Here is an 18,246-nt window from a genome sequence, read left to right on the forward strand (position 1 = left end):
GGCTGCCCCGCAGCGCCAGCATGGCTGACAGCCGTTTGCATGGTCGCGCTTTGGGTTCCCGAGCCCGGATGCTAAGATTATTGGTGCATGACCCTCGCCAAGCCGGCATTTCCCGCGCCCGATCACGATCACGGCCGCTGCACCGCGGATGCGCTGGCGCATGCCGAGGAAGTTTGCGAGCAGCGCGCGCAGAAATTCACGCCGATCCGCCGCCAGGTTCTGGGAGCGCTGCTCTCCAGCCACCGCCCCCTCGGCGCCTATGAGGTGATCGACGAGCTCGCCAAGTCGATGTCGCGGCCGGCGCCGATCACGGTCTATCGCGCGCTTGATTTCCTGATGGCCAACGGTCTCGTGCACCGTATCGAAAGCCGCAACGCCTACCTCGCCTGTGCCGCCCACGACCACGACGCGACCTCGGCGGTCGCGTTCCTGATCTGCGAGCGCTGCGGCCTGGTCGGCGAGATCCCGTCGGCCTCATTCGCCGGGGATCTCAATGCCGCGGCACGCAGCTCGGGCTTTGCTCCGAAGCTGTCCGTGGTGGAGATCACGGGCGTCTGCACCCATTGCCAGAAAGCTGCATAGCAACAACGGCGCAAAGCCGGTTTTTCGGGAAGACATGTCCTCATCACAAGCCAATTACTCCGCCGCACGTCCCCTCAGTGCCGGCGCCATCGCCCTGATGCTCATGCTGTGCCTGACCTGGGGGTTCAACCAGATCGCGGTGAAGCTGGTGCTGCCGGACATCCCGCCGATGCTCCAGGCTACGATCCGCTCGGCGGGCGCGCTGCCGGTGCTTTTCATCATCGGCACGTTTCGCGGCGTCAAATTCTTCGAGAACGATCACACCTGGAAGCCGGGCCTGATCGCCGGCCTGATGTTCGGTATTGAATTCGTGCTGATCTTCCAGGGGCTGCGCCTCACCTCGGCCTCGCGCGCGGTGGTGTTCCTGTACACCGCGCCGTTCTTCGTTGCGCTCGGCTCCTATCAGGTGCTCGGCGAGCGGCTCGGTGCCTCGCAATGGCTGGGCCTCGCCATCAGCTTTGCCGGCGTTGCGCTCGCGATCGGCGTGCCGCAGGCCAATGTCGATTCGCATGTCCTGCTCGGCGACCTCATGATCGTCGGCGGCGCGGCGCTGTGGGCGGCAACCACGCTGGTGGCCAAGGGCACGCGGCTGCGGTTTGCCGCGCCAGAGAAGGCGCTGGGCTATCAGGTCGCCATCTCGATCCCGATCCTGGGGCTCGCGGCTTGGCTGTTCGATGAGAGCATCACGCACATGCCGTCGCCGCTGTCGCTCGGCCTGATGGCGTTCCAGGCGATCTGGGTGGTTGGAACCACGTTCACGCTTTGGTTCGCGCTGGTGAAGGCCTATTCGGCCAGCAAATTGTCGGCTTTTACCTTCATCACCCCTTTGTTTGGCGTGGTGGGTAGCTATTTCATCATGCACGACACCCTAAGCCTGGCATTCGGGGCGGCCGCCCTCCTTGTAATTGCTGGGCTTTTTCTGGTTAACCGTCCGAGCCCATCGGCTGCGGCGCCAGCTGATGCATTGCTGAACGTCACCAAAACCTGATATTTGGACCCCATGAACAAGCCCGAAACCAGCATCGATTCCGACATCGCGGGGCCTGCGCCGCGCCATCGTACCACCCAGGTCAAGGTCGGCGACGTCGCCGTCGGCGGCGGTGCGCCGATCGTCGTGCAGTCGATGACCAACACCGACACCGCCGACATCGACGGTACCATCGCCCAGGTCGCAGCGCTCGCGCGCGCCGGCTCCGAGATGGTCCGCATCACCGTGGACCGCGAGGAAGCCGCGGCCGCCGTTCCGCACATTCGCGACGGCCTCGCCAAGCGCGGCATCAATACGCCGCTGATCGGCGACTTCCACTATATCGGCCACAAGCTGCTCGCGGCCTATCCGGCCTGCGCCGAGGCGCTGGCCAAGTACCGCATCAATCCCGGCAATGTCGGCTTCAAGGACAAGCGCGACACCCAGTTCGCCGACATCATCGAGATCGCCAACAAGAACAACAAGCCGGTCCGCATCGGCGCCAATTGGGGCTCGCTCGACCAGGAGCTCCTGACCAGGCTGATGGACGAGAACGCAGCCTCCGCCAATCCGCGCGACGTGCGCGCCGTGACGCGCGAGGCCATGGTGCAGTCCGCGCTGCTCTCGGCCGCGCGCGCCGAAGAGCTCGGCATGCCCAAGAACCGCATCATCCTGTCCGCAAAAGTCTCGGCGGTGCAGGATCTGATCGCGGTCTACCAGGACCTCGCCAGCCGTTCCGATTACGCCATCCATCTCGGCCTGACCGAGGCCGGCATGGGCTCGAAGGGCATCGTGGCGTCCTCGGCCGCGCTCGGCATCCTGTTGCAGCAGGGCATCGGCGACACCATCCGCATCTCGCTGACGCCTGAGCCCGGCGGCGACCGCACCCGCGAGGTGCAGGTCGGCCAGGAGCTGCTGCAGACCATGGGCTTCCGCACCTTCGTGCCGCTGGTCGCGGCGTGCCCCGGCTGCGGCCGCACCACCTCGACCACGTTCCAGGAGCTGGCGCGCTCGATCCAGGATTTCATCCGCGACGAGATGCCCAATTGGAAGACGAAATATCCGGGGGTCGAGGAGCTCAACGTCGCGGTGATGGGCTGCATCGTCAACGGCCCCGGCGAATCCAAGCACGCCAATATCGGCATCTCGCTGCCCGGCACCGGCGAAGCGCCGGCCGCGCCCGTCTTCGTCGACGGCAAGAAGTTCCGCACGCTGCGCGGCCCCACCATCTCCGCCGACTTCAAGGCGCTGGTGATCGACTATATCGAGCAGCGTTACGGCCAGGGCGCCAAGCTGCCGGTGACCGCGGCGGAGTAATTTTACTCCGCTGTCGCCCGCGCTCTGCTCGTCGCCTCCGCGAAGGCGGGGGCCCATAACCACAGGCCGTCGTGGTTATGGTGAGCTGTCACTCCGAATCTTCGTCAAACGCAATCCTGTGGTTATGGGTCCCGGGCTCGCGCTTTGCGCGCCCCGGGACGACGGCTGTGTTTGCGGTGCAGATTGCACATCGGCACGCGCACGCTACGATAGCTCCCAATCAATAATGATCGGGAGACACGCCATGAGCTCACTCGCCGGCAAGCAGGGTCCGCGCTATCGCCACACGGCCGAGGATGGCGCGCCTTACGAGACCATCGCGGTCGAAAAGCTCACGCCCATCATCGGCGCGGAAGTCTCGGGCGTGGACATCGGGAAGCTCGTCGAGGGCGACGCACGCTCCAACCGGCAGATGGACGAGATCCACCGCGCGCTGGCCGAAAATCTCGTCATCTTCTTCCGCGACCAACACATTACCCCGCAGCAGCATCTCGCCTTCGGCCGCAAGTTCGGCGAGCTGCATTTTCATCCCGCCGCGCCGCATGAGGACGAAGACCCGGCCCTGATGAAGATCTACGCCGACAGGAATTCGCCGCGGGCCAACGGCGAGGGCTGGCACTCCGACGTGTCCTGCGATCTCGAGCCGCCGATGGGCTCGATCCTCTACATCAAGCAATGCCCGCCGCGCGGCGGCGATACGCTGTTCGCCAACATGTACGCGGCCTACGAGGCTTTGTCGGACCGCATGAAGGCGTATCTCGACGGCCTCACCGCGCTCCACGACGGCGAGCCGATCTATCGCGGGCTCTATGCGAATTACGGCGTTGCCGACCGGCCGAGTTATCCGCATGCCGAGCATCCCGTGGTGCGCACGCATCCGGTCACCGGCAAGAAGGCGCTTTACGTCAACCGCGGCTTCACCCGGCACATCAACGGCATTCCCCGCGACGAGAGCGACGCGATGCTTGCCTATCTGTACCAGCATGCCGAAAACCCGCTGTTCCAGTGCCGCTTCCGCTGGACCGAGAACGCGATCGCGTTCTGGGACAACCGCTGCACCCAGCACCGCGCGATGTGGGACTACTGGCCGCACACCCGCTCGGGCACGCGCGTGACAGTGAAGGGCGAGCGGCCGGTTTGATCGCTCTTCGTGACACGCGCGCTATCTTGCGTTGACCCACCCCGATTCCCGCGCCAATCTTCCCGAAGCCAAATCGCGGGCTTCGTCGGCCGCCCGCGGATCGCAGGGCGGAGCAGGGCTTGGGGCAATCGCGCAGGATCATCGCCGGGTTGGTCGCGTCGATCCTGCTGTCGCCGCTCGCCCTTGTCGACGCCAGCGAGGCTGCTGCCGCGCGAAAGATAGCCAGAACCAAGCCGAGGCCGTCGCAACCGGCCAGATGCGAGATGCCGAGATTCAGGATCGTCGTGGATGTCGGGCACACGCCGGACTCTTACGGCGCGCTCAGCGCGCGCAATGATCCGGAGTTCGGCTTCAACTTCCGCCTCGCCAGGTTGATCACAGCGAAGCTCCAGTCTGAAGGCTTCGCGGCAACCCGCCTGCTCGTCACGGACGGCAAGGCGCGGCCGAGCCTGTTCAAGCGGGTCAGTGCCGCGAATGACGGCCGGGCCGATCTGTTCCTGTCGGTCCATCACGACTCGGTGCCGGACAAGCTGCTCGAGACCTGGGAGTTCGACGGCGCAAAGAGCTATTTCAGCGACCGCTTTTCGGGCCACTCGCTGTTCGTGTCGCGGCAGAATCCGCACTTTGCGACCAGCCTGATGCTGGCCCGGATGATCGGCGGGCAGCTGAAGGAGCAGGGCCTGCACTATGCCAGCCAGTACACATTGCCGGTGATGGGCCGCTACCGCCGCCAGTTGCTCGACAAGGATGTCGGTGTCTACCGCTATGACGGGCTCGTCGTGCTGTCGCGGACGCGAAGCGCCGCGGTGCTGCTGGAGGCGGGCTCGATCATCAACCGCGACGAGGAAATGGAGATGAACTCGCCGGAGCGGCACGAGGCCGTCGCGGGAGCCGTCGCGGCCGCGATGAGGCAGTTCTGCGAGAGGCGGTAGATTGCTCCGCTGCGCCGCTGCGCTCGCAATGACGAAAAGTTACAGCGGCCCGCCCCGATATTCCCGGTTCGCCAGGCTTGCCTCCTCCAGATCCAGGTCGCGCTCGATCCGCCGCCGCGTTTCGTCGGTGATCTGGCCGTCGCGCAGCAGGTTGTGAATGAATCTGCGTTCGGCGGCGATCAAGTCGCGGGTCAACGCGGTGCCGGCGGCGGACACGTCCTGGTGGCCGGGGTCGAGTGAATCCGGCAGCTGGTTGACGCGGATCTCGTGACGTGCACGCAGCAGCCGCATCACCTCGTCGGAGACTTCCTGCCCCGCTGTCATGGCCTCGAGCGATTTCAATGCGACATCGAGGGCCTGGCGGCGGGCGGCGATCTCGGCCGCGTGCTCGGCGACATGCTCGTTGCGGCCGGCCTGCGCGACACCAAGCCAGCGCACCACCGGCGGCAGCGTAAGGCCGATGCCGATCAGCGTGACGGAGATGACGCCGAAGGCGACGAACAGGATCAGGTCGCGATACGGAAAGGCCTCGCCGTTCGGCAACGCGAACGGCAGCGCCAGCGCGGCCGCCAGCGAGACCGCGCCGCGCACGCCGGTGAAGGCGAGCACGAACGGCCATTGCCATGGCGGCGCCGGATCGCGCTGGCGCAGCGACTTGCTGAGCATCCGCGGCAGATAGGTTGCCGGATAGAGCCAGGCGAAGCGCGCGATCACGACGATCATCAGGACCAATGCGGTTGCGATCAGGATGTCGTCGAGCGGAAATGACTTCGATTTCTCGTAGAGCGCGCGCATCTGGAAGCCGGTGAGCAGGAACAGCACGCCTTCGATCAGGTAGATCACGAGGTCCCAGAAGAAGATGCCTTGCAGCCGCGTCGCGGACGAGATCAGCAGCGGGCCGTTCCAGCTCACATAGAGCCCGCAGGCGACGGTTGCGATCACGCCGGAGCCGCCGACATGCTCGGGCAGCCAGTAGGACACGTAGGGCGTGATCAGCGACAGCGTCAGCTCGACCTGCGGATCTCCGGACCATTTGCGGAAGCGAAGGGCGAGCCAGCCGACGCCGATGCCGAAGGCGATCTCGCTGGCGACGATGAGGAGGAATTCGCCGGCGGCAAGCGGCAGCGAGAAATGCCCGACCATGATTGCGGCCAGCGCAAAGCGGTAGAGGATCAGCGCGGTGGCGTCGTTGGCGAGTCCTTCCCCCTCGAGGATGACCAGGAGCCGCCGCGGCATGTTGAGCCGGCGCGCGATCGCGAGCGGCGCCACCACGTCGGGCGGCGCGACGATGGCGCCGAGCAGGAAGCCGATGGTCCAGGGCAGGCCAATTATGTAATGCGTCGCGGCGGCCACCATCGCCGCCGTGAAGACCACGGCGCCGACCGCGAGCAGCACGATGGGGCGCAGATTCTTCCTGAACTCGCGCCAGCTCATGGCGACGCTCGCCGAGTAGATCAGCGGCGGCAGCACCATCAGCAGCACCAGTTCCGGCGGCAATTCCACCTGGGGCATGCCAGGCACAAAGGCGAGGCCGACGCCTGCCAGCATCAGCAGGATGGCGGGCGCGATATTGAAGCGGCGTGCGGCCAACGCCACGCCTGCCAATACGGCAAGCAGGATGAGGAACGTCTGAAACTTCGCTTCCATGACGATCTGTCTTGACCCGGAAGCGATCGCTGCGTCAATGCGCGGCTTACGCCAGCCGCTCAGCCACCATCCGACCGATCCGCGCGAACACGGCCTCGATCTGCGCCGCATTCGGCGCGCCGCCCTGGACGTAGGCCGTGATCAGGATCGGCGTGTCGGGTTTTGGCCAGACCACCGCGATGTCGCCCGCAGCATCCTTGCCGTTGTTGCCGGTCTTGTCGCCGATGGTCCAGCTTGCGGGCAGGCCGCCGCGCAGCCGGTTCGCGCCGGTCTTGCAGTTCACCATCCACTCCGTGAGCAGGGCACGCGAGGCCGGCGACAAGGCGTCGCCGACCACCAGGCGGCGCAAATTGCCCGCCATCGCCGCCGGCGTCGTGGTATCCTGGGGATTGCCGGGAAGCGAGCGGTTGAGCTCTGGCTCGTTATGATCGAGCCGCGAGGTGGTATCGCCAATCGACCGCCAGAATGCGGTAAGGGCAGCCGGCCCGCCGATCCGTGCCAGCAGCAGATTGGCGCAGGTATTGTCGCTGAGCTCGACGATTGCCTTGCACATGTCGGCGACCGACATCGTGCCGGCCGCGAGATTCTGCTTGGCGACCGGCGCATAGTCCAGCAGGTCGGCCTTGCCGTAAGGGATCATGGCCGCGAGTTGCTCCTCGCCGCGATCGACCCGCGCCAGCACGCAGGCGGCGAGCGAGGCCTTGAAGGTCGAGCACATGACGAAGCGCTCATCGGCGCGCCAGCTGAGCTTTGCGCCGGTCGCAAGGTTCTCCGCATGGAGCCCGACCCGCCCGCCGCTCTCGCGCTCGTAGGCTCCGAACTCGGGCGGCGCCTCCGCGGCAAGCACGGGAGACGCAGCCATCCAGCAGAGCGAGGCGAGCAGAGAACGGCGATCGAGCGGCATGGGAGACTTTCGGGTCAGCGGAGAGGGACGATTACGCACGCTTCATCCGCGCCGTCATTGCGAGCGCAGCGAAGCAACCCAGAATCGATCCACGGAGGGATTCTGGATTGCTTCGTCGCAAGAGCTCCTCGCAATGACGTGTGGCGAGAGTTTGGCTCGCATTCATGAACAGGGGAGGCGGGTGCCTCGCAAGTTAGACGGGGGAAGACTCCGTCACTCCCTCAGGTCGTACCGATACGATTTCGACACGATCTGCCAGCCGTCGGCGAGCTTCATCGCCACCAAATAATCGGTGAAGTAGCGCGGCGGCAATTGGCACCGGACCTTGATGAAGGCAGTCTTCTCGTCCGAACGGTCGATGGTGACGATGAAATCCTCGCGCGGCTTGCCCTCGGCCTTGGCGGAGGGGCGCTTGCGCACACGATCGAGCCAGTCGGGCACAGTCAGCACCTGCAGCTCGCCCTTCTCGACCCAGCGCAAGTCAGCCGAGGGATGGAAGATGGCGCCGAGCTTTTCGGCGTCGCCCTCGTAAAGGCCGTCAAAATAGGATTGCACGACGGCTTCGACGCTCGAACGGTTCTGGCTCATGGATCACCCTTTTGCATGATGGCTTGCGGCGAACTTAGTCGTAGACATCAAAATGCGCTATGGGTGTGTCAGCCATTTGCGCCAAGGCTTGCCATGACCGGATCAGAAAATTCGAACGCGCGTATCTTGATCGGCGAATGCTACTGCCGCACCGTCCGCTTCGAGGTGGCCGACGCGTTCTCCTATGCGATGAACTGCCACTGTTCCAATTGCCGCCGCACCACCGGCTCGGCCTTCAAGCCGTTCGCCGGCATCCCGCAGGACGAGCTCCGCATCGTCAGGGGTGACGACCAGCGCCTCATTTTCGGCGACGCCACCGCCCATGACGCCCATTGTCGGCGATGCGGCTCGCTGCTTTACTCCCGGGTGCGCGACGGACAATGGGTCCATGTCGCCATGGGAGCCCTGGTCGATGCCCCTTCGATCCAGCCTAGCGCCCATATTTTCGTAGGCTCGAAGGCGCCCTGGCACGAAATTACGGACAATCTGCCGCAATATCGGGGGCATATCGGCGACGGCTGAGGGAACTCGGCCGGAACGCCGGCCTGGCAGCGAACCCCGGCCGGTCTGGCGCGACAAACATAGGGGGGCTTTCGGGCAGTTGGTCGGTGCGGTCTTCGTGACCTCCATCACAAGCATCGCCACCACATCCTGCTAAAGCGGTCCCAAAGGGGGCTCGAGACGCCCCGAACTTCGGAAGTCGTGTCATGTGCAATCTGCTCAGACTCTGCCCGCTTCTCCTCGCCGCCGCGCTGCTATTCGGCGCGGATCCCGCGTTCGCCGGAAAGCGCGTCGCGCTGGTGCTCGCCAATTCGGCGTATCAGCACGCGCCGTCGCTCACCAACCCCGTCAATGACGGTGCGGTGATAGCCAAGACGCTGAAGGAGGCCGGTTTCGATATCGTCGATTCCCGGCACGATTTGTCCGCGCAGGACACCCGGCGCGTGCTGCGCGATTTTGCCGACGCGACCCGCACGGCCGACATCGCCGTGGTTTACTATGCCGGCCACGGCATCGAGGTCGAGGGCTCGAACTATCTGATCCCGGTCGACGCCAAGCTCGAGCGCGACACCGACGTCTATGACGAGGCGCTCTCGCTCGACCGCGTTCTCGTCGCCGTCGAGCCCGCCAAGCAGCTCCGCCTGGTGATCCTGGACGCCTGCCGTGACAATCCGTTCGCCAAGAGGATGAAGCGCACGATTGCCTCGCGCGCCATGGGTCGAGGCCTCGCACAAGTCGAGCCGACCAGCCCCAACACGCTGATCGCCTATTCGGCGAAGGCCGGCTTCACCGCCCAGGATGGCGACGGCGCCAATAGCCCCTTTACGGTGGCGCTGTCGAAATATCTGACGACGCCGGGCCTCGATGTCCGCCGCGCGTTCGGTTTCGTGCGCGACGAGGTGCTCAAGTCGACCGCCAACAAGCAGGAGCCGTTCGTCTACGGCTCGCTCGGCGGCGAGGACGTGCCGCTGGTTCCGGTCAAGGTGGTGGCCGCTGCGCCCGTCGCGCCGGTGGCGAACCCGCAGGCCGATATCCGCCGCGACTATGAGCTCGCGCTGCAGGTTGGCAACAAGGCGGCATGGGACGCCTTCCTCGCCCAGCACCCCGATGGCTTCTATGCAAATCTCGCCAAGCTCCAGGTCGAAAAGCTCGGTGCCGAGCAGGCCCACGCAGCGGCCATCGCGAAGGCGAAGCAGGCCGAGGCCGAGCGCGAGCGCCTCGCGGCCCTCGGCGCCCAGAAGGACGCGCAGGCCAGAGCCGCGGCCGACGCCAAAGCCGCCGAGCAGGCCCAGCTTGCCGCGCAGAAGGCGAAGGAGCAGGCGCAGCAGCAGGCGGCCGCGGCCGAGCAGCAGCGCGTCAACCTTGCCGCCGCGGCCCCGAGCGCCGCGCCGGCCAGCACGGCAGGCCCGGCCGGCACCAATGTCGCCTCGCTGACGCCGCCGACCGCGCCGGCCGATCTCAACCGGTCGGTGCAGACCGAGCTCGGCCGCGTCGGCTGCTTCTCGGGCTCGGCCGACGGCAACTGGAATACGTCCTCGCAGCGCTCGCTGTCGCAGTTCAATCGCTATGCCGGCACCAAGCTCGACGTCAAGGTCGCGAGCACCGACGCGCTCGATGCGGTCAAGGCCAAGCCGGCGCGGGTCTGTCCGCTGGTTTGCGAGCACGGCTTCAAGGCCGACGGCGACAAATGCACGAAGATCGTCTGCCGCGAGGGCTATGCGGTCAACGACGACAATGAGTGCGAGAAGCAGCGCGCCGCAAAGCCGGCCAAGCCGGCGACGGCGAAGCGCGACGTCGGTGACGAGCGTCCCGCACGGCAGCGTCGTCAGGCCGGCGGTGCTGCCGCTGGCACGGCGGGCGGCTATGGTGCCGCGGCCGGCATGACTGCGGCGGCTGGTGCCGGCCGTCCGTCCGGCGGCGGGCAGATATTCTGCAACAGCCTCGGTTGCCGTCCCGTCAACCGCGGCTGCCATCTCGAATATCGCGGCGGCGGCGGCCCCCACGTCGACGCCAATGTCGAGGTGTGTCGCTGAGGGGCATGCGTGGTCGAGAGCGTCGTCCGGCAGGGCTCGGACGACGTCAGGCCGAGATCGCGCTCGCTGCGATGTTCACCGTCAGGGCCAGCAAGGCCGTGTTATAGATGAACGACACGATCCCGTGCGCGGTGGCCGTGCGGCGGATCGTCTTGTCGGTGATGCCGACGTCGGAGACCTGCGCGGTCATGCCGATCACGAACGAGAAATAGACGAAGTCCCAATAATCGGCGTGGTCTTCCTTGTCGCCGCTTGGGAATTGCAGGCCGCCCGGCGTGGTGCTGCGGTAATAATCATGCGCGTAATGCAGCGCGAAGGTCGTGTGCACGGCGGCCCACGACAAAGCGATGGTGGTGATGGCGATACTCAACTCCAGCACGCCGCGATGGGGCGTACCGAGTTCGGAGACGATTGCCGCGATGCTGGCGAAGGCGCCGATCGCCGTCACCAGCAGGATCACGAAGCGGCCGTCGTCCTGCATCGCGGCGGCGCGGCGGATGTGGTGGTGGTCGTTGCACAGCATCATCGCATAGACCAGCACGAGATAGACCGCGATCAGCGCGTCCCAGCCGAACAGGAGCCGCGTCACCAGCCGGTACGAGCCCGGCAGCAGCAGGCCGACCAGGATGCCGGCCCCGACCGCGATGAAGGTCCGCGGCCGCGCATAGATCAGCCGCACCGGCCGCGACATCTTGCGGAAGCGGGCGAGGGCGGGATCTTCCTTGTTTGTAGCCATGACGGGACGGCTCTCTCACTCAACTCTCGTTGTGGCCGCATCGTAGGTGCGCTCCCGCCCCCGCTCGCGGGGGAGGGGTGCGGAGAGGGTGTCTCCACAATCGAGGACCCCCAAAAGAAGAGTGCCCTCACCCGCCACGCTCTGCGAGCGTGTCGACCTTTCCCGCAAAGCGGGAGAGGTGAAGGAGCCCGGAGCTATTAGTTCTTCCGCTCGGCGACGAAGCGTGCCGCCGCCTGCAGCACGGCGGCGCGGTCGCCGAAGATCGAGACGGCACTGTCGGCCCGCGCGAGCAGGTCGCGCACGCGCTGCTTGGCGCCTTCGATGCCGAGCTGGGTGACGAACGTGGTCTTGCCGAGCGCGGCATCGGCGCCGGCCGGCTTGCCGAGCGCTGCCGCATCGCCCTCGATGTCGAGAAGATCGTCCGCGATCTGGAAGGCTTCGCCGAGCGCGCGGCCGTAATCGTCGAGCGCCTGATATTCCTTCTGCGAGGCCTGGCCGAGGATCGCGCCCGCGATGCAGCCGTAGCGCAGCAGGGCGCCGGTCTTCATTTGCTGGATACGGGCGACATCGATCGGCTCGTTGCCGCCGAAGCGGCCCTCGCCGGCGAGATCGAGGATCTGGCCGCCGACCATGCCGCCGATGCCGGCGCAGCGCGCCAGCGCGCGCGTCAGCAGAAGGCGCACGTTGGCGTCGCGATGGATCTCGTCGCGGGTGACGATGTCGAAGGCGAGCGTCAGGAGACCATCGCCGGCGAGGATCGCGGTGGCGTCATCGGTCTTCTTGTGCAGCGTGGGGCGGCCGCGGCGCAGGTCCGAATTGTCCATGGCCGGCAGGTCGTCATGGATCAGCGAATAGCAGTGGATGCATTCGAGCGCCGCGCCCACGAGCAGCGCCGCTTCGCGCGGAACGCCGAATATTGCTGCGCTCTCGACCACCAGGAACGGCCGCAAACGCTTGCCGCCGTTCAGGCTCGAATAGCGCATTGCGTCCATCAGTCGCTTGGGCCGGGCGATCTCATCGTGCAGGATATCGTCCGACAGCAGGCGCCCGAGCAGGGCCTCGGTATCATCAGCGGTCTTGTCCAGACGTTTGGCGAAATCGGACGGGGACGTGCCGGTCATCAAGGAGGGCTCCAGAACTAAAATTCGGCGGGACAATCCTTTATGCGCCCGCCTCAGTCAATCGTTTGGAAGGCCTAAAAAGTGCTGGAAAAGGCCCGAATTATCACAGACTTAATGCTCCAGCCCGTGGCCGTGGTTCAGCTTGCGCCGGAAAGGTCGATTTGCGCGTCGTCAAAATCCTTCTTCTGGTGTTCGCGGTTGCGCTGCTCGCGCCCTATGTGATCGCGCCATTCTACCGCACCGGCCATCCCGTCTCGACGCTGATGGCCTGGCGCTCGCTTCGCGGCGCGCCGATGCAGCGGGAGTGGATCGATCTGGCCGCGATGTCGCCCTATCTGCCGCGCGCAGTGGTGGCAGCCGAGGACGCGCATTTCTGCAAGCATCACGGGATCGATTGGGGCGCGTTGCGCGAGGCGATCGATGATGCGCAGGAGGACGGTACGCCGTTCCGGGGCGCCTCCACCATCACCCAGCAGGTCGCAAAAAACCTGTTCCTCTGGCAGGGGCGGGATTTCGTCCGCAAGGCACTGGAATTCCCGCTGGCCCTTTGGATCGACCTCGTCCTGCCCAAGCCGCGGATCCTGGAAATTTACCTCAACATCGCCGAGCTCGGTCCGCAGGGCCAGTTTGGCGTCGAGGCTGGCAGCGCCCATGCCTTTGGCAAGTCGGCGGAGGACCTTTCACCCCGGGAGGCGGCGCTCCTGGCCTCGATCCTACCGAATCCAGTGAAACGCAGCGCCAAAACCCCGGGCCCTGGCGTCCGGCGGCTTGCGGCCACCTATATGGCGCGGGGGCAGGCGAGTTCGCTCGCGACCTGCTGGCGCGAAAATCGCTGATTTTGAGCCCGTTCCGGGCGTATTTTCCGGCCCAAGAGCCTAGCTTTACGGCCAGCCTTCCTCTATAAGCCCGGCCTTGATCGGCATTCAGCTCGCCTCGTATTGCGGGTGCTGAGCCGTCCCCTCCGGACGATGCCCTGATGACACCAATCCCTAGAGGATATTGAAATGGCCGTTCCGAGAAGAAAAACCTCGCCGTCGCGCCGTGGCATGCGCCGCTCGGCAGACGCCATCAAGAAGCCGACCTATGTGGAAGACAAGGACTCCGGCGAACTCCGTCGTCCGCACCACCTCGACCTCAAGACCGGTATGTACAAGGGCCGGCAGGTCCTGAAGAAGAAAGAGTCCTGAGGTCAGGATCCTTCTTCGGGCAGGATGATCTGGCTTGCCTGGTTTCGGCCCATCCACGAGATAGACGGTGACGGCGGCGGAGCGAATGCTTCGCCGCTGCATTATTCTGTCCGGATATCATGATCGAGAGGCATTTTGCCGATGGTCGGTTTCCCGCTGCTTCTGATTCCGCTCGCGGTCTACAACATCATCGCCTTCCTGATGCCGACCGTGTCCTTCACGGACGTGCTGTTCAGGGTGCCGATGGTCACGGGCGAGACCTGGCCGGTCACGCTTGCCGATCTCCTGCTCGCGCTCGGCGTGGTTCTGCTGCTGCTGGAAGTGGTCAAGGGTGCGCGGCCCGGATCGAAATTCCTGATGGACCATCTGCTGTCGCTGATCGTCTTCGGCGCGGCGGCAGCCGAATTCGTGATGTGGCCCAAATTCGGCAACTCCACCTTTTTCCTGCTGGTGCTGCTGGCGATGGCGGACTTCTTCGCTGGCATTGCCCAGCGCACGCGCCGCCGTGTCACCTATGTCGCCGAGACCACGGTGCCGGCGCCGCGCAAGGCCAAGCGCCAAGCCGACGCGCCGGCGGAGGATGTGGCGTCCGAGCGCAAGTTCGAGCCGGTGATTGCATCGCAGCCGGCACCGGTCGAGCCTCCTGCAGCCTCGGCGCAATCCGTCGCCGAATCCGTGCTGATGGACCATCCTGCGCCCAAGCCCGTGCAGGGCGCGTCTTCGCCGGAAATTGCCTCGCCGCAGCTTCAGCCGGGCAACGGCACGCCGCCGTCCTCCGACACGCCGCCGCGCTGACCAGCCTCAGGCCACCTGACGTGTCCGTGCGCTGACGCTTTGCAGCGGGCGTTTGCTGCCATAGGCCATCTGCGCGTCTTCAGAAGAGGCGCGGCGGAACCGGCTCGTTTGGGGCAGCTGCTCGGCATTGGCGATGAGCTGGGCGACGAAGCTCGGATCGGGACGTGGCAGCGGCGCCTTGCGGACCCAGCGCAAGGTCGGCATCAGCGGCACGAGGGCCGTGCCGGCTTGCCGCTCCGTCTCTTCCAATCCGTCTGCGTTCACCATCGCAACACCGCTCATCTGCTCGAACTGGCGCGTTTTGGGACATTGGCGCCGGGGCATGTGATGGTCTCGCAAGGCCTATGCCGGTCGAGCTTAATTGGTTCCTGGGTGCTTTGGGAACGTGGTTTCCAAATTGTTTATGAACTTTGCCTAGGGTCGGCAGCGAATCTGGCTTTATCCTGTGCCGACTCAGGACTTCCCGCTGTCCCGAAACGAGGCGATTTTGACCCCTGCATTGCCGCAAGCCTCCGACATTCTGGCCGCGCTCGGTCAGGCCGTGTTCGCCTGGGACATCGCCAGCGATGCCATGGTCTGGGGTGACCAGGTCGCCAGCGTTTTTCCCGGCATTCCTGCCGAGCGGCTGGCGACCGGCGCCGAATTCGCCAAGCTGATCGAGCCCGGGCCGGCGCTGCGGACCGCCGCGCTGGCGCAGACGTCCGCCGTGCATGGCGCGGACGGCACGCCCTACCGCATCGAGTACGGCGTCCGCATGAGCGCCGCCGATCCCGTGATCTGGATCGAGGAAACCGGCCGCTGGTTCGCCGGTCCCGACGGCCGCCCCACGCGCGCGATCGGCTCGGTCCGCATCAACAACGAGCGTCATGCCCGCGACGAGGAGCTGACGAAGCTGGCCCGGCTCGATCCGCTGACCGGCGAACTCAACCGCGCGCATATGATCGCGGCGCTGGCCGAGGCGATCGAGGAGACGACCCGCTTCCGCTCCACCGCCGCGTTCATGCTGGTCGGCATCGATCACCTCGCCCGCGTCAACGACGCTTTCGGTTTCGACGTTGCCGACGCCGTGATCCTCGACGTCGCCAGGCGCATCCGCTCGCGGCTGCGCGGCGGCGACGTGCTCGGCCGTTTCTCCGGCAACAAGTTCGGCCTGATCCTGAAGAACTGCACCGTCGACGACATGAACGTCGCCGCCGAACGCTTCCTCGCCGGCATCCGCGACGAGGTGGTGCCGACAAAATCCGGCCCGGTCTCGGTCACCGCCTCGATCGGCGCGGTCAGCCTGCCGCGCTATGCCCGCAACACCGACGAGGCCGTCAACCGCGCCCACGAGACGCTGGACGCCGCCAAGCGCCGCCGCGCCGGCTCGTTCGCCGCGTGGCGTCCGGACGCCGCGCGCGACGCGCAGCGCCGCGTCAATATCCGCGTGACCGACGAGATCGTCACCGCGCTGAACGAGCGCCGCATCAGGCTCGCCTATGAGCCGGTGGTGTCCGCCGCCTCGCGCGAGCGCGCGTTCCACGAATGCCTGGTGCGGATGGACCAGGGCGATGGCCATGTGCTGCTCGCGCCCGACATCGTGCCGGTCGCCGAACGGCTCGGCCTGATCCGCCTGGTCGATCATCGCGTGCTTGAGCTCGTGGTCGCCGAGCTCGCCGCCGCCCCCGATGTCAGCCTCAGCCTCAACATCTCGCCGGATACGACGATGGACCCGGACTGGTGGGCGGGGATCGAGTCGCTGATGCTGTCCCATCCCGGCGTCGCCGAGCGGCTGATCGTCGAGATCACCGAGACGGTCGCGATCCAGGACATCGACGACGTCCGCGGCTTCGTCACGCGGCTGAAGAATTTCGGCAGCCGCATCGCCATCGACGATTTCGGCGCCGGCTACACCTCGTTTCGAAACCTGCGCAAGCTCGGCGTCGATATCGTGAAGATCGACGGCGCCTTCGTGCAGAACATCACCCATTCCGCCGACGACCGCGCCTTCGTGCAGACCCTGATCGACCTCGCCCGCCGCCTCGACATCAAGACCGTGGCCGAATGGGTGCAGGACGAGGAAGCCGCAGGCATGCTGCGCGACTGGGGCTGCGACTACATCCAGGGCCGGCTGATCGGACTCGCCTCGGCCGAGCGGCCGTGGGGCGTTTCAACGGAGAGCGCGCTGCCTGCGGCGAGCTGAGATGTCGTAGGGTGGGCAAAGGCGCACTTGCGCCGTGCCCACGCTTTTTCGATACGGCAACAGACGCGTGGGCACGCTTCGCTTTGCCCACCCTACGAAATCACGCCCCCTCGTCCAGCGCCACCAGCTCGCGCTTCTTGCGCAACGACGGCAGGAGCGGCGCGACCAGCAGCACCATCGCGAACGCAAGGCAGACGCCCGAGATCGGCCGCTGCACGAAGGTCCACAGGTCGCCCTGCGACAGGATCAGCGACTTACGCAGATTGTTCTCCATCATCGGTCCGAGCACGAAGGCCAGCACCAGCGGTGCCGGCTCGTAGCCGAGCTTGCGCATGAAATAGCCGATGATCCCGAACGCGATCATCACATAGACGTCGAACACATTGTTGCTGGAGCAGTAGACGCCGAGGATTGTGAACAGGATGATCAGCGGAAACAGGATGTTGTAGGGCAGCTTGAGCAGCTGCACCCACATGCCGATCATCGGCAGGTTCAGGATCAGCAGCATGACGTTGCCGATATACATGCTGGCGACGATGCCCCAGAACAGGCCGGGGTTTTGCGTGATCAGCAGCGGTCCCGGCTGCAGGCCGTGAATGACGAAGGCGCCTAACAGCAGCGCCATCACCACGTTCGGCGGGATGCCGAGCGTCATCAGCGGAATGAAGGCTCCGCCCGCCGCGGCGTTGTTCGCCGCTTCCGGCCCCGCGACGCCTTCGATCGCTCCTTGGCCGAAACGCCCGGGCGTCTTCGACAGCCGCTTCTCCAGCGCGTAGGAGGCGAACGACGCCACCACGGCCCCGCCGCCGGGCAGGATGCCGAGGAAGAAGCCGAGCATGGTGCCGCGGCCGACCGGACCTGCGCTCGCCCTCCAGTCCTCCCCGGTGGGCAGCAGATGAGTGATCCTGGTGTTGATGACGTCGCGCTTGATCGCCTGCTCGGTGTTGAGCAGCACCTCCGCAACCCCGAACAGGCCCATCACGACGGGCACGAGCCCGATGCCGTCGATCAGCTCCATGCGGCCGAAGGTCAGGCGCGGCTGCGCCGTGATGCTGTCGAGCCCGATCAGACCGAGCACGACGCCAATGCACGCCATCAGCAGCGCCTTCGGCATCGAGCCCTGCGTCAGGAAGGTGAGCACCACGAGGCCGAGCACCATCAGGCTGAAATACTCTGCCGGGCCGAACGCGATGGCGATGCTGGCAAGCTTCGGCGCGACCAGCATCAAGGCGATCAGTGCAAACGTGCCGGCAATGAAGGAGCCGAAGGCTGCGATGCCGAGCGCGGGGCCAGCGCGGCCCTGCTTCGCCATCTGGTGGCCGTCGATGCAGGTGACGACGGAAGCGGCTTCGCCGGGGATGTTGACCAGGATCGAGGTGGTCGAGCCGCCATACATCGAGCCGTAATAGATGCCAGCCATCATGATGATGCCGGATTCCGGCGTGCCCGACAGCGTCACGGGCAGCAGCAGCGACATCGCCGAGATCGGCCCGATGCCCGGCAGCACGCCGACCAGCGTGCCGATGAAGACGCCGATGAAGCAGTAGAGCAGGTTGATCGGCAGCAGCGCGACGCCGAACCCGTGCGCGACATTGATGAGCGTATCCATGCGG

At 65.8% G+C, this 18,246-nt stretch carries 18 protein-coding genes; 11 read left to right on the forward strand and 7 right to left on the reverse strand.

What is annotated here, in order from left to right; all coding sequences use genetic code 11:
* Window positions 1–87: 87 nt before the first annotated feature.
* From WI560_RS01300 to WI560_RS01320, 5 genes are all read left to right on the forward strand, one after another.
* Window positions 88–582 (forward strand): Fur family transcriptional regulator, encoded by a 495-nt coding sequence (locus tag WI560_RS01300; protein WP_257179258.1) that lies wholly within the window; start codon window positions 88–90, stop codon window positions 580–582.
* Between the two features lie 34 nt (window positions 583–616).
* The gene (locus tag WI560_RS01305; protein ID WP_375306582.1) at window positions 617–1,570 is read left to right on the forward strand and encodes a DMT family transporter; all 954 of its coding nucleotides are present in this window, start codon (window positions 617–619) and stop codon (window positions 1,568–1,570) included.
* A gap of 12 nt (window positions 1,571–1,582) precedes the next feature.
* Window positions 1,583–2,866, forward strand: coding sequence for a flavodoxin-dependent (E)-4-hydroxy-3-methylbut-2-enyl-diphosphate synthase (gene ispG / locus WI560_RS01310; RefSeq protein WP_028133800.1), 1,284 nt, complete (start codon window positions 1,583–1,585; stop codon window positions 2,864–2,866).
* A 244-nt stretch (window positions 2,867–3,110) separates the two neighbouring features.
* Window positions 3,111–4,007 (forward strand): TauD/TfdA dioxygenase family protein, encoded by an 897-nt coding sequence (locus WI560_RS01315; RefSeq protein ID WP_375306583.1) that lies wholly within the window; start codon window positions 3,111–3,113, stop codon window positions 4,005–4,007.
* 119 nt (window positions 4,008–4,126) lie between these two features.
* Window positions 4,127–4,939: an N-acetylmuramoyl-L-alanine amidase gene (locus tag WI560_RS01320; RefSeq protein WP_375306584.1), complete on the forward strand. Its 813-nt coding sequence runs from the start codon at window positions 4,127–4,129 to the stop codon at window positions 4,937–4,939.
* Between the two features lie 39 nt (window positions 4,940–4,978).
* Here the strand turns inward: WI560_RS01320 and WI560_RS01325 are convergent, their stop codons facing one another.
* The 3 genes from WI560_RS01325 to WI560_RS01335 all read right to left on the reverse strand — a co-directional run bounded on the left by WI560_RS01325 (window position 4,979) and on the right by WI560_RS01335 (window position 8,078).
* On the reverse strand, window positions 4,979–6,586 hold the full coding sequence (locus WI560_RS01325) for a Na+/H+ antiporter (protein ID WP_375306585.1): 1,608 nt from the start codon (window positions 6,584–6,586) through the stop codon (window positions 4,979–4,981).
* 46 nt (window positions 6,587–6,632) lie between these two features.
* Window positions 6,633–7,490 carry a class A beta-lactamase gene (gene bla, locus WI560_RS01330; protein WP_375306586.1) on the reverse strand — a complete coding sequence of 286 codons (858 nt, stop codon included), beginning with the start codon at window positions 7,488–7,490 and terminating at the stop codon, window positions 6,633–6,635.
* Window positions 7,491–7,703: 213 nt separating this feature from the next.
* Window positions 7,704–8,078: a nuclear transport factor 2 family protein gene (locus WI560_RS01335; protein WP_028133806.1), complete on the reverse strand. Its 375-nt coding sequence runs from the start codon at window positions 8,076–8,078 to the stop codon at window positions 7,704–7,706.
* A gap of 93 nt (window positions 8,079–8,171) precedes the next feature.
* Here WI560_RS01335 and WI560_RS01340 point away from each other — a divergent pair, with 93 nt between their 5' ends.
* Window positions 8,172–8,600: a GFA family protein gene (locus WI560_RS01340; RefSeq protein ID WP_257197162.1), complete on the forward strand. Its 429-nt coding sequence runs from the start codon at window positions 8,172–8,174 to the stop codon at window positions 8,598–8,600.
* A gap of 185 nt (window positions 8,601–8,785) precedes the next feature.
* Window positions 8,786–10,612, forward strand: coding sequence for a caspase domain-containing protein (locus tag WI560_RS01345; RefSeq protein ID WP_375306587.1), 1,827 nt, complete (start codon window positions 8,786–8,788; stop codon window positions 10,610–10,612).
* 46 nt (window positions 10,613–10,658) lie between these two features.
* Here WI560_RS01345 and WI560_RS01350 read toward each other — a convergent pair whose 3' ends face one another.
* Both WI560_RS01350 and WI560_RS01355 read right to left on the reverse strand, forming a co-directional pair.
* Window positions 10,659–11,348, reverse strand: a complete 690-nt coding sequence (locus tag WI560_RS01350; protein ID WP_375306588.1) for a DUF1345 domain-containing protein — start codon at window positions 11,346–11,348, stop codon at window positions 10,659–10,661.
* A 197-nt stretch (window positions 11,349–11,545) separates the two neighbouring features.
* On the reverse strand, window positions 11,546–12,469 hold the full coding sequence (locus WI560_RS01355) for a polyprenyl synthetase family protein (protein WP_375306589.1): 924 nt from the start codon (window positions 12,467–12,469) through the stop codon (window positions 11,546–11,548).
* Between the two features lie 161 nt (window positions 12,470–12,630).
* Here WI560_RS01355 and mtgA point away from each other — a divergent pair, with 161 nt between their 5' ends.
* The 3 genes from mtgA to WI560_RS01370 all read left to right on the forward strand — a co-directional run bounded on the left by mtgA (window position 12,631) and on the right by WI560_RS01370 (window position 14,451).
* Window positions 12,631–13,305 carry a monofunctional biosynthetic peptidoglycan transglycosylase gene (mtgA, locus tag WI560_RS01360; RefSeq protein ID WP_375306590.1) on the forward strand — a complete coding sequence of 225 codons (675 nt, stop codon included), beginning with the start codon at window positions 12,631–12,633 and terminating at the stop codon, window positions 13,303–13,305.
* A 168-nt stretch (window positions 13,306–13,473) separates the two neighbouring features.
* On the forward strand, window positions 13,474–13,656 hold the full coding sequence (rpmF, locus tag WI560_RS01365; RefSeq protein ID WP_007598106.1) for a 50S ribosomal protein L32: 183 nt from the start codon (window positions 13,474–13,476) through the stop codon (window positions 13,654–13,656).
* A gap of 141 nt (window positions 13,657–13,797) precedes the next feature.
* Complete coding sequence (locus tag WI560_RS01370; RefSeq protein WP_028133812.1) at window positions 13,798–14,451, forward strand: hypothetical protein; 654 nt, start codon at window positions 13,798–13,800, stop codon at window positions 14,449–14,451.
* A gap of 6 nt (window positions 14,452–14,457) precedes the next feature.
* Here WI560_RS01370 and WI560_RS01375 read toward each other — a convergent pair whose 3' ends face one another.
* Window positions 14,458–14,733, reverse strand: coding sequence for a hypothetical protein (locus tag WI560_RS01375; protein WP_375306591.1), 276 nt, complete (start codon window positions 14,731–14,733; stop codon window positions 14,458–14,460).
* Window positions 14,734–14,938: 205 nt separating this feature from the next.
* Here WI560_RS01375 and WI560_RS01380 point away from each other — a divergent pair, with 205 nt between their 5' ends.
* Entirely contained in the window at window positions 14,939–16,633 is a 1,695-nt protein-coding gene (locus tag WI560_RS01380; RefSeq protein ID WP_375306592.1) for an EAL domain-containing protein, read from the forward strand.
* A gap of 100 nt (window positions 16,634–16,733) precedes the next feature.
* Here WI560_RS01380 and WI560_RS01385 read toward each other — a convergent pair whose 3' ends face one another.
* The gene (locus tag WI560_RS01385) at window positions 16,734–18,242 is read right to left on the reverse strand and encodes a tripartite tricarboxylate transporter permease (protein WP_375306593.1); all 1,509 of its coding nucleotides are present in this window, start codon (window positions 18,240–18,242) and stop codon (window positions 16,734–16,736) included.
* Window positions 18,243–18,246: the final 4 nt, after the last annotated feature.

Origin of the sequence: Bradyrhizobium sp. A11, from assembly GCF_042077125.1 — a bacterium.
GTDB lineage: Bacteria > Pseudomonadota > Alphaproteobacteria > Rhizobiales > Xanthobacteraceae > Bradyrhizobium > Bradyrhizobium japonicum_B.

Excerpts from the sequence above, each read along its gene's own strand:
- bla (WP_375306586.1), bottom strand. The coding sequence starts at position 7,490 with ATGCCGCTCGATCGCCGTTCTCTGCTCGCCTCGCTCTGCTGGATGGCT.
- WI560_RS01350 (WP_375306588.1), bottom strand. The coding sequence starts at position 11,348 with ATGGCTACAAACAAGGAAGATCCCGCCCTCGCCCGCTTCCGCAAGATG.
- WI560_RS01345 (WP_375306587.1), top strand. The coding sequence starts at position 8,786 with ATGTGCAATCTGCTCAGACTCTGCCCGCTTCTCCTCGCCGCCGCGCTG.
- WI560_RS01370 (WP_028133812.1), top strand. The coding sequence starts at position 13,798 with ATGGTCGGTTTCCCGCTGCTTCTGATTCCGCTCGCGGTCTACAACATC.
- WI560_RS01305 (WP_375306582.1), top strand. The coding sequence starts at position 617 with ATGTCCTCATCACAAGCCAATTACTCCGCCGCACGTCCCCTCAGTGCC.
- ispG (WP_028133800.1), top strand. The coding sequence starts at position 1,583 with ATGAACAAGCCCGAAACCAGCATCGATTCCGACATCGCGGGGCCTGCG.
- rpmF (WP_007598106.1), top strand. The coding sequence starts at position 13,474 with ATGGCCGTTCCGAGAAGAAAAACCTCGCCGTCGCGCCGTGGCATGCGC.
- WI560_RS01385 (WP_375306593.1), bottom strand. The coding sequence starts at position 18,242 with ATGGATACGCTCATCAATGTCGCGCACGGGTTCGGCGTCGCGCTGCTG.
- WI560_RS01315 (WP_375306583.1), top strand. The coding sequence starts at position 3,111 with ATGAGCTCACTCGCCGGCAAGCAGGGTCCGCGCTATCGCCACACGGCC.
- WI560_RS01355 (WP_375306589.1), bottom strand. The coding sequence starts at position 12,469 with ATGACCGGCACGTCCCCGTCCGATTTCGCCAAACGTCTGGACAAGACC.
- WI560_RS01335 (WP_028133806.1), bottom strand. The coding sequence starts at position 8,078 with ATGAGCCAGAACCGTTCGAGCGTCGAAGCCGTCGTGCAATCCTATTTT.
- WI560_RS01340 (WP_257197162.1), top strand. The coding sequence starts at position 8,172 with ATGACCGGATCAGAAAATTCGAACGCGCGTATCTTGATCGGCGAATGC.
- WI560_RS01300 (WP_257179258.1), top strand. The coding sequence starts at position 88 with ATGACCCTCGCCAAGCCGGCATTTCCCGCGCCCGATCACGATCACGGC.
- WI560_RS01325 (WP_375306585.1), bottom strand. The coding sequence starts at position 6,586 with ATGGAAGCGAAGTTTCAGACGTTCCTCATCCTGCTTGCCGTATTGGCA.
- WI560_RS01375 (WP_375306591.1), bottom strand. The coding sequence starts at position 14,733 with ATGAGCGGTGTTGCGATGGTGAACGCAGACGGATTGGAAGAGACGGAG.